The organism is Methanosaeta sp. UBA458, from assembly GCF_002496085.1.
GTDB classification, from domain to species: Archaea; Halobacteriota; Methanosarcinia; order Methanotrichales; family Methanotrichaceae; genus Methanothrix; species Methanothrix soehngenii.
The window spans coordinates 1-9,946 of the sequence record NZ_DAIK01000054.1 but is presented as its reverse complement, the minus strand read 5'-3'; the positions used below and the strand labels follow the sequence as shown (position 1 = coordinate 9,946).

The 9,946-nt window shown below is 50.6% G+C and carries 12 protein-coding genes; 6 read left to right on the top strand and 6 right to left on the bottom strand.

The window, feature by feature from the left end; all coding sequences use genetic code 11:
- Positions 1-80 precede the first annotated feature (80 nt).
- Complete coding sequence (locus BP822_RS03700; RefSeq protein ID WP_013720205.1) at positions 81-497, top strand: CoA-binding protein; 417 nt, start codon at positions 81-83, stop codon at positions 495-497.
- Between the two features lie 37 nt (positions 498-534).
- On the opposite strand, the gene BP822_RS03695 is transcribed toward BP822_RS03700, so the two are convergent.
- Entirely contained in the window at positions 535-1,125 is a 591-nt protein-coding gene (locus BP822_RS03695) for a hypothetical protein (protein ID WP_273278466.1), read from the bottom strand.
- Between the two features lie 132 nt (positions 1,126-1,257).
- On the opposite strand from BP822_RS03695, the gene BP822_RS03690 reads away from it, so the two are divergent.
- The 4 genes from BP822_RS03690 to BP822_RS03675 are packed head-to-tail and all read left to right on the top strand — an operon-like array spanning position 1,258 to position 3,643.
- Entirely contained in the window at positions 1,258-2,193 is a 936-nt protein-coding gene (locus BP822_RS03690) for a polyprenyl synthetase family protein (protein ID WP_013720203.1), read from the top strand.
- Positions 2,166-3,311: a radical SAM/SPASM domain-containing protein gene (locus BP822_RS03685; protein ID WP_286877761.1), complete on the top strand. Its 1,146-nt coding sequence runs from the start codon at positions 2,166-2,168 to the stop codon at positions 3,309-3,311. The genes BP822_RS03690 and BP822_RS03685 overlap by 28 nt, the downstream gene beginning before the upstream one ends.
- A gap of 19 nt (positions 3,312-3,330) precedes the next feature.
- A complete protein-coding gene (locus BP822_RS03680; RefSeq protein ID WP_013720201.1) occupies positions 3,331-3,516 on the top strand; it encodes a type II toxin-antitoxin system HicB family antitoxin in 186 nt (61 codons plus the stop codon).
- A 4-nt stretch (positions 3,517-3,520) separates the two neighbouring features.
- Positions 3,521-3,643: a type II toxin-antitoxin system HicA family toxin gene (locus tag BP822_RS03675; RefSeq protein WP_157863987.1), complete on the top strand. Its 123-nt coding sequence runs from the start codon at positions 3,521-3,523 to the stop codon at positions 3,641-3,643.
- Between the two features lie 127 nt (positions 3,644-3,770).
- Here the strand turns inward: BP822_RS03675 and BP822_RS03670 are convergent, their stop codons facing one another.
- Positions 3,771-5,927 (bottom strand): tetratricopeptide repeat protein, encoded by a 2,157-nt coding sequence (locus BP822_RS03670; protein WP_013720200.1) that lies wholly within the window; start codon positions 5,925-5,927, stop codon positions 3,771-3,773.
- 9 nt (positions 5,928-5,936) lie between these two features.
- Positions 5,937-6,365, bottom strand: coding sequence for a hypothetical protein (locus BP822_RS03665; protein WP_157863804.1), 429 nt, complete (start codon positions 6,363-6,365; stop codon positions 5,937-5,939).
- A gap of 356 nt (positions 6,366-6,721) precedes the next feature.
- On the opposite strand from BP822_RS03665, the gene BP822_RS03660 reads away from it, so the two are divergent.
- Complete coding sequence (locus tag BP822_RS03660) at positions 6,722-7,087, top strand: type II toxin-antitoxin system PemK/MazF family toxin (RefSeq protein ID WP_273278464.1); 366 nt, start codon at positions 6,722-6,724, stop codon at positions 7,085-7,087.
- Between the two features lie 220 nt (positions 7,088-7,307).
- Here BP822_RS03660 and BP822_RS03655 read toward each other — a convergent pair whose 3' ends face one another.
- From BP822_RS03655 to BP822_RS03645, 3 genes are read right to left on the bottom strand one after another with little or no spacing between them, the layout of a single operon-like run.
- Positions 7,308-8,651 (bottom strand): B12-binding domain-containing radical SAM protein, encoded by a 1,344-nt coding sequence (locus BP822_RS03655; protein ID WP_052297575.1) that lies wholly within the window; start codon positions 8,649-8,651, stop codon positions 7,308-7,310.
- Positions 8,632-9,117, bottom strand: coding sequence for a PqqD family protein (locus BP822_RS03650; RefSeq protein ID WP_013720196.1), 486 nt, complete (start codon positions 9,115-9,117; stop codon positions 8,632-8,634). The genes BP822_RS03655 and BP822_RS03650 overlap by 20 nt, the downstream gene beginning before the upstream one ends.
- Positions 9,118-9,171: 54 nt before the next feature.
- The gene (locus tag BP822_RS03645) at positions 9,172-9,597 is read right to left on the bottom strand and encodes a hypothetical protein (RefSeq protein WP_013720195.1); all 426 of its coding nucleotides are present in this window, start codon (positions 9,595-9,597) and stop codon (positions 9,172-9,174) included.
- Between the last annotated feature and the right edge of the window lie 349 nt (positions 9,598-9,946).

The window sequence follows — 9,946 nt, the reverse complement described above, 5'->3', positions numbered from 1 at the left end:
CCGCTACCCACTCGATACAGCGAAGAGCCAAGAGAGATAGTGGCAACCCTATTTATCCTATCCCGGCCATATCAGATCTCATGGCCATACTAAGAGATGACAAAGACCTGAAAGATGCCCTCACCAGCTGCCGCACCATCTGTGTAGTCGGCATCTCTCCTGACCCATACAAGCCCAGCTACTTCGTATCCGAGGTCCTGAAAAGGCACGGCTTCAAGCTCTATCTGGTGAACCCCAACTGCGCCGGCCAGACCATCCTGGGCGAGAAGGTCTTAGCCTCCATCCAGGACGTCCCGGAAGATATCGATATCGTCGATGTCTTCCGTCGGCCCTCTGCCGTCCCCGCACTGGCCGAGGAGGCGAAGAAGAAGGGCTTTGGGGTATTCTGGATGCAGCCGGGAACAGAGAGCCCAGAGGCCATAAAGCGGCTGGATCGGGAGGGATTCCGGGTGGTTGCGGGAAGGTGCGCAAAAATAGAGTCTAACAGACTACTTTGATTTATGTTTTAAAAAAAAATGAATATTTAATGGAAGATCAAATAAGAATGCTGCATTCTTTTTCTATGATCGTCCTGGTCTTTGATGGGCTGGTAGAGGTGGGGCGGAAAGTGACGCTGGCAGTAATTCCTGTATCCTTCTTGATGATGAAAGGTCCTGCTACACTATTTCTTGGACGAATATTTCCCCATTTCTTGGATTCAGTTGGATCCACATTGAACTCAGATACTACATTTCTATCTGTCAATACATCGAAGAATTCAATTTTCCCTACTGCAGCACTGCTTGCTCTAGTTCCGCTATTATATACATAAACATATATATTCCTTACAAAGAGGAAACCTCTTCTCGCCAAGACATCTTCAAAATCTCCAGTATAACAATCCACCCATAATGCAGGTCTGAGATCTGCTCCCGCAAGGGGAGCGACTGCTGATGCTTGAGCAGTATCAACCACTGCAATCGCTGAAGGGACTTTGGCTGGTGTGGCTGAGGCAGCTAAAGAGTCTGGAGCGGAAATTTCCTTCATCAGAATATTCTTATTGAGTTCTGCTGGCTCTTGGGCCATTGAATTTGCTGCAAATGCAGTACAGGTGATGAGCAAAAGCAATATCATTTTTTTGTGCATCTACTCCTCCTCCCAAAATTTTCTTAAATATCAAGGTGATTGATTACTATTAATAGTTATTGATATTCGATCCATCGCCTCAATGTCTTCCTCAGCAAAAGCTAAATAACCTGGCCGAGACTACTTGGATCGATGTTCTCCGCCCGGGATGAGTACCATCTCATCAATAAAGAGCTTGCCGCACTGGTGAGGGACCTGCCCGATTCCCCTCTGGGGGAGATACTGAGCTATGTGCTTTCCGCGCCGGGAAAGAGGGTCAGGCCGCTCATTCTTATTCTCTCTGCAGAGGCTCTCGGCACCCCTCCTGCCCAGTCCATAAGCGCTGCTCTGGCCATTGAGCTGGTTCATGCCGCATCCCTGGTGCATGACGATATTTTAGATCACGGCATAGAGAGAAGGGGCTCGCCCAGTGCTCTGGAGCGTTTTGGTCCGGAGGCTTCGCTCCTGGCGGGCGACTGGCTCATCTCCAGGTCGATCGACCTGATATCCGGATACAGCCAGCCGGTGATAAGGGCGTTCTCCCGGGCCTGCATGGACATGTCCGAGGGGGAACTGATGGACCTCTCCTGCGCGGGCTCGCCTGAGGATTACTATCAGTGCATCACCAGAAAAACGGCCTCCCTCTTCTCCGCCTCGGCCAAGATCGGTGGGCTGATCAGCGGGGCAGGGGAAGAGGATGTGGCCAGGCTGGAGAGCTATGGGCTGCATCTGGGCCTGGGCTATCAGGTCCTCGATGACCTGGAGGAGTTCCTGGGCCTAGATCAGGGGAAGTCCTCCCAGAAGACCTCGGTCACCCTTCCCAAGATCTATGCCAGCCGAAGCTCTCGTTCAGCTTCTCATGATACCGATTCTGATGCTGGTTTTGATGCTGATTCGGACATTGGATCTGATACCGCCAACGTGGTGCAGATGTGCATAAAAGTCACCGATGATCACTGCAACCAGGCCAAAAGCGCCCTCCAGGCCCTGAATGGAGATGAAGAGAAAAAGCTCCAGCTCCGGGAGATAGTGGATGAGATGACCTGCCGGGGACTGCAAAGATGCAGATCGCAAAAAAGCCTCTGCTGAAGATCGAGGCCTCGGCTGATGGAACGGGGGAAGGAATCCGTCTTTCTGCCCGCGGCCCGGCTGCCCTTCTGGCGAAACCGATAATCGACCAGATCAATAAGGTCTTTGCCACGGAGAAATCCATCAGCTCCGGCCCGGACAGGTTCATCTTTTCCACCTGGATTCCTCCCGCCCCAAGCGTTGCCTTCGACCGCATGCTGAATGCTCAGGTGGGGGCGATGATCCGCCGTCCGGTGCCCGATCAGTTCTCCATTGCGGTAGTGAAGGCCTGCCCCAACGATTGCCTGCACTGTTCCGCCCCCTCCCGTCAGGGGGAGATACTCTCAAGCAACGTGATCAAGGGGGCGATCTCCCAAGCCCTGGATATGGGCTCGTACCTGGTGACCTTCGACGGTGGAGAGCCCATGCTCCGCAAGGATCTGCCCGACCTAGTCTCTTCGGTCGACCAGCGGGCAATTGCCACCAGCTTCACCAGCGGCTACCACCTGACAGCTGAGCTTGCGAAGCAATTGAAAGATGCGGGGCTCTATGCGGTACGGATTAGCATCGACAGCCCCATCGAGGGGCAGCATGACCGCTTCCGGGGGCGCAAAGGTGCTTTTCAGGACGCCTTATCCGGGGTTCGCAATGCCCTGGAAGCGGGCCTTTTGGTGGACCTGTTCATGGTGACCTCCCCCCACAATATCGATTATCTGGAGGATGCATTCAGTCTGGCTGCAGAGCTGGGGGTGCAAGAGCTATCCCTCTACGAGATTGTGGCTGTAGGCCGCTGGGCAACCCATGAGGATGAGGTGCTTACATCTGGGGATGTGGCCAGGCTGGAGAGCTTCCACAAGGAGAAGAACAGAATGGAGGGCCCCAGAGTCTCCGCACTGCCGTATCTGTTGAGCCCGGAGATGTTCGGCTGCTTTGCCGGGAGAAGATGGATTCATGTTGATGGAGACGGAGTGGCCCTGCCCTGCGCCTATATGCCTCTGGGCTTTGGAAACATCAAAGAGAAAAGCCTGGAAGAGATCTGGAGAGAGATGACCCGCTACCCCTGGTTCAAGGGGAAGTGCTCATGCCAGATGAGGGACCCCGGATTCAGGGAGGCGCATAAGGAGATACTGGGGAAGTAGTTGAAGAATCAGCAATGCAATGGAATTCAACATTATCATAGAGAAGGACGATGAAGGCATATATGTTGCCGAGTGTCCAGACCTTAAAGGATGCCTTTCTGAAGGAGAGGGCCTTGAGGATGCTCTGGAAAACATAAACGAGGCAATAATTGGGTGCCTGAAATCCCGGCTCAAGGACGCAGCGAGGCGGCTTAAGATAGCATAATTCGATCGCAGGCTGGACAATAAATCATATTGAAGGCAGTCACTATATCTTTATCAAAGAAGGAAGCGACATCCATTTATCAATGCCTGTTCATAGAGATAGAGATCTTGGAGTTGGGCCTTCTTAAAAGGCTGATAAAAAGGCAGGATTCACAAACGAACAGTATGTAGCTTGCTTCTGCAATAAATGAAAAAGTGGTTGCCCTGTCTCAGGGATGGCTCCTCCTGCATGAAAGAGCTCTTTACGAGACTTTTCTACCTCTGCCACTCCGCGAGTTGCAGCCGCACACGCTCCGCAATCGGGCTCTTGATCTGCTCGTAGATGGCCAACGCCTCTCCTGCTAGCTTCACGGCCTCGGCTCGATTCCCTAGGCCATTCAGGACCAAGCTCATGTTCCAGATGGAGTTTCCTTCGCCCCTCCAATCCCCGATCTCTCTAAAAATGGTCCGAGCCTGATCGTAGTGCTCGATGGCTTTGTGCGGTTCCCCTAAATTTTTATAAGCTGTGCCCAGGCTGCCCAATGAATTTCCTTCGCTCCGTCGATCTCCGATCTCCCTGGCAATGGCAAGAGCCTGTTGGTAGTGGTCGATGGCTTTTCGGATCTCGCCTAGATTGATATTGGCTTGGCCCAGGCAGCCTAGGCATATTCCTTCATTCCTTCGTTCCTCAATCTCCCTAGCAATGGCGAAAGCCTGCTCGAAGTACTCTATGGCATTGTGGATTTTGCCCAAGGCGGCATAGGCAATGCCTATATTGCACAACGTAGTACCTTCGTCCCGCCGGTCCCCTATCTCTTTAAATATGGTCAGTGCCTGATCGTGATGTTCGATAGCTTTACGCGGCTCTCCTAGATTGGCGTAGGCCCGTCCCAGGTTGCCTAGTATAGCACCTTCGTCCTGTCGGTTCCCTATCTCCCTGGTGATGGTCAGGGCCTGCTGGTAGTAGACGATGGCTTTTCCCGTCTCGCCTCGGTCGGCATAAGCCAAGCCTATGTTACCAAAGTGTGCGCCCTCAGCGCCTCGATCCTGCATTTGTTTTGCCGCATCAGCGGCCGTCTCCAGCCAACGAATTTGTTCCTGAGGATGCAGGCGCAGATTCAGCACATATGCTCCTGCACCTGGGTAGGAGCTGCAGAGCGAGTCGGCAGCACGGCTATCCTTAAGGTTCCTCTCCGCCCAGCTCCATCCTGCCAGGATGTTGGCTCGTTCCCGATCGAAAAGCGCCAGACCTGCTAGGAGGTTCTCCCCACCCTGCTTGTATTGCTCATTGGAAGCAGAGAGTACTCTCCAGTAGTGTTCAGCATGGCGCTCTTCCGCCTCCCCCATCTCCCCGGCTTGCAAGCAGGAGGCGGCATAGATTCGCACTATGTCATGCAGGTGATATCTCCCGTACTCTACGCCCAGTGATTGGTACTCAACCAGGCTCCAGCGCATCAGCTCTCTCAGGTGCCGGTGACCCTCGTCCCGGCAGACCACCTCTTCTGCAGCGGCATCGAAGCCCGCAGGGAAGACGGAGAGCAGGAGAAAAACGCGGGCGGTCTCTTCAGTCAGACGGCTGTAGCTCAGGCCGAAGCTGGATTCAACATCCAGGTCCACGCCCTCCTTGCCGATGCGCTTCAGCCGGGTGCGCTCGTCCCGCAGATCTCGGGCTAGCTGAGCCGGGCTCAGGTCAGGGCTGTTGGCCAGCAAGCTTCCCGCTGCCCTCAGCGCTAGAGGCAGGTAGCCGCAGAGGCATGCAATTCTGCTCAGATCTTTGTCTTTAAGTTGTTCTGTGGATGGCGATGCCTCGGGATTCCATAATCTCAGCAGAAGCTCCACCGCCTTATCCTCCGGCAGGACATCCAGGTCCATTGGCACCAGACCGGGGAGGGTGAACTTGCGGCGGGAGGTTACAATCACTCCGCAGCCCGCTGGCGGCAAAAGAGGACGCACCTGTCGGTCGTTAAAGGCATTGTCCAACAGCATCAACACACGCAAGTCGTGAAGGAGAGAGTGGTAGATCCTGGCCAACTCCGCCTCGCTCCCTGGCAGCTTAGCCTCCGGATAATAGATCCTCACAACCTTGGCCATGGCCTCGGCTGGGGTCATGGGCTCCGGGCCCGTGCCCCTCAGCTCGACCAGGATCTGGCCGTCAGGATAGCGCCTGGCAAGCTTCTCGGCTAATTCGTAAGCTAGAGCCGTCTTGCCGATGCCTCCCATGCCACGCAGGCCGGTGATGGTGGCTCCCCGATCAAAGTCTGCCAGAAGGTCTTTTAGCTCCTCGTCCCGGCCGGTGAAGTCCCTTGGTGGAGCGGGCAGGTGAGGGACGAGGACCAGAGGAGGAGGCGGGAGAGTAGCGTCCCCTGCCACATTGATCTGCTGGCCGATCACCTTCTGGCCACGCTGGTCGAAACGGGATTTATTATCTGGCATGGTTCGCTTTTACTTGGATTTGTCCGTGTTCACCGGGCCGCTGAAGTTTCCAGAGAGAACAGGCCTGTTGACATTTCCCGCAATATTGGTCTGCGAGCCGTGCACAGTCTGGCCCCGCTGGTCGAAGGCCGTCCTGCCGCCGCCTCCTTTCTGCAGATCGTCCACCAGCCTCTGCACCTTTGCTGCGAAATCCTGGTCGTCCTTTAGCTTCTCCGCCAGAATCTCTTCGAGCGCACTCTGCTGCCCTTTGGAGTCCGGCCTCTTCTGGGCGAGGGCCAGAGTTTCCTCTGCATCGGAGTCGCCCCTGAACTTGTCTATCACCGCCTGACATAGCTCCCCGACCTTTGCGCCCAGCTTATCGCCTGCCGAGCTGGAGAAGGCTTCCGCCCCTTTGGCCACAAACGGGGCGGCTATGACGGCCAGCGTTAATGGATCCATCTGCATCACATCCTTGATGGTGTGTTGAGAGGGCTGAAATGATAAGCCTTTCTGGATTTGATGCTCAGGTAGGATGATCTGGGTAGCTCTGACCGGCTCAGGTCCAGGAACTCGCTCAACTCTCGATAGCAGGCTATTTTCCACCCATGTTTTAAATATCAAGAATCCACAAGTAGTATCTATGTGTGAGAGTTCAGGGGAGACCTCGCAACTTCCTTGCGATCTGTCGGAGCTTGGCGAAGACAGAGCAATTACCAGAGGCCTTATGAGACTATCCGAGAGGGCTTTAGCCTCGCTTCTCGAAAATGAGCCTGATATTTATACCGTAGAGGATCTTAAAGTCAGATTCAGGTAGCATGCAAGTTCCCAGAATGCCTAAGGGAAGCATAGTTTTAGTTCACTTTCCTTTTACAGATCTCAGTTCCACAAAGCTGAGGCCTGCTTTAGTCCTTCATGAAGGACATTTGGATGTGACCATAGCCCCCATGACTACACAACGTCCAGATCCTCCATTGCCATCGGATTTGTTAATACGCAAAGGCACGCTCTCCTTCAAAGCAACAGGATTGAAAGAGGAGTCTTGGCTCCTAATCGACAAGATAGCGACCCTGGAGAAGATGTTCATTGAGGGCATACTCGGGAAAGCAGATGATGATCTCAAACGAGATGTAAATGCGAAATTGGCTGAATGCTTGATGTTCAACGACGTTTCTGCTATCTAGGGCCATAATTATAGAGCGGGATAGTCCCTGGACATGCCCTTGCCACCTTATCCCGGCCATTCCGCCAGCTGCCTCCGCACACGCTCCGCGCAGGAGCTCTCGATCTGCTCGAAGATGGCCAGCGCCTCTTCTGCTCTTGAACAAGCCTGCGGGGCCGGCCCGCAATTATCACATTAACTATATAAAAATATTATTAGAACTATTATTGGATTATATCCATTTACATTTGCGTCTGCGCAAATGCAGTCGATCCGCCAATGATCTCAATATCTGGTGGCTCAATCGTAAGCAATTCCCTCCCTTTTGAACTTATCTCAAAGAATTTGTAGAAAAGCTCCAATTGAACTCTGATTATGTCTGCAGCTGGTATGGATGGCGTATTTCCAAAATATTCGCTCTCTTTATCCCATAGCTCGGTGCCGGGAAGTATTTCCAAAACGTTAGGAAGCACTCTTCCCGATGGCATAGTCTCTTCAACAAATCTGATCATCTCGTCTATCGATTCCACGGTCTCGTTCGGCAAGCCTAGGATAAATGAACAATGTGTTTTTATTCCCATTTTCTCAGTGAGCTTTACCATCTCCTTTGCTTTCTCAATGCTAAAGCCCTTCTTAACCGTATCAAGTACCCTTTGAGATGCGGATTCTATACCGAAAAATATATTTTTGCAGCCAGAGGAATTCATCACCTCCAATAAATCCTTTGATAATAAGTCCACCCTGGCGCTGCAACCCCATTCAAAATCGAGATGTCTTTCTTTAATGCCTCTGCATAGTTCGATAACTCTATTTCGTTTCATGGTGAAATTATCATCTGCAAAGCTGATTACATTTATTTTGTATTTATCTTGTACAAATTCCATCTCATCTAAGACATTATTTGCGCTTCTTGTACGGTATTTGCGACCGTGAAGTGCTGCTGTGGAACAAAATATGCAATTGAAGGGGCATCCTCGAGTAGTTATTATGGGAAAGCCCTTCTCTTTTCCCTCCCCTATGTAATGCTCAATCGAGGGCTCCAATAGATGAAAAGCGGGGAATGGTATGCTATCAAGATTCTCTATCCTATGCCTAAGTGGTGTGGAAAATACCCGATTATCATGGCGAAAGCTGATTCCTTTGACATTTTCTAGCTTTCTTCCCCTATCCAGAGCATCACAGATTTCGCATATCGCTCGCTCTCCTTCATATCGAACAACTATGTCCACTTCAGGAATCGTGTGCAACACATCTCGATGGATGAATGTAGCATGTACGCCACCGAATACTATTTTGATATTAGGATTGTGCGATTTTGCTGCTTTGGCAATGTCCACAGCATTTGCATAATTGGAGGTGAAGGATGTTATTCCTATGATATCAGGATCGAATTTCGATATCATATCGACTAATTCCTCTTTGGAAAAACCACCCCAATCCATGTCAACGATCTTAGCAGTTATGCCTTCAGATTCCATAGTTGATGCAAGGTAGCCCAAACCCAAAGGCACCGATGGCACTAGATCGTAACCTAACGGGATTCTATCTCCAACCCAACCAGGGGGATTAATGAGCAGTACCTTCAATTTTCCGCCCCACAAATTCTATTAGATTCATCTCTTCCAGCAGCATCAGGAAGGATAGTCCATCCCTTAATAATACATCATCGGCAACTGAAAACCAGATTTCTTTGAGCTCTTTTTGTATCTCTTTAATACTATTTTTTCCTGTGCAAAGGCGACAAATGATTGAGCCAGAAGAGTTAATAAAAAAGGGAAGACTGGATTTAGGGTGTACGCCTGCAAGATGATCTCCATCATCTACCCAACATGAGGGATGCAAGCGAATAGGATGAGCAAATGCGTAGTCCGGATAATTTACCACCAATTTCTCCTTTTTGGGCAATACCACCTCGCTTTTGATCAACTTTCTTTCGCTTAAGATGGAACCTATATTATTGATCAGATCTCTATACGGATCTTCAGCATCCTTAGACCTCAGAGGCGAAAAAGTGGCGACTGCGGGTTGATCGTACTCGATCTCTTGCGGCATTTAGACTGTCCTCTTCATCAGCTTTTTATCTGGATCATCCTCTTCGTCGGCTTATTATCTTCTTCGTTGCCTTCTCATCTCCAATCCTCGCGGCTGAAACTCAATACCCTCCCCAGACCAATAATAGCCGTAATCCTTGATTATTGGTGGCATTCTATATCTAGGCCACCATGGCCACCATGGGCCTAATACGATGTCGATATTCCTTTCGAGCTCTTCTTCTGGGATTTGCTTTATGTTCTCAGTCAAGGTCCTAAGCACATTTTGTCTCAACTCATACTCTGCAAAATCCCTTTCTTCCTCCGGTGCATTGGATGCTTCCAAGTATTCATCACCCAATTTCTTAAGGACTTCCGGCTTTTCAGAGAGCATGTTTAAAATAGCCGCTGCGGTTTTCATATCTTTAAGCTGTGCCTTTGTTGCTCTGAATTTCGGAATCTTTCTTCTGGGAATGTCCCCAGACGCTTCACTTATTGACATATTTAATACTTGCATTATTCGTATAAGTATTTATCTAAATTTGGGTACGCAAGTGTTCTAGCTATTTATATATAATCAAGCGTGTGATTTTGTAATATATAATTTTTATTGCATAACATGGACCATTTTTCAGCTCAGATATTATTGACGACTTGACGAGAAGCAAGGGGCTCTTCATAGCGCAGATATCGATTTGATTGGATTAGCTATGCTTTAAAAAATGATCTAATCGATCTAAACGATCATAAAATGCCGTATTGACGGCTTTGCCTATGTCCGGCCGCCAAACAGCAACCGTTCGGATTCATTTCTCATGGACAACAGGCTTTCACATAAACACAGGCTGGAA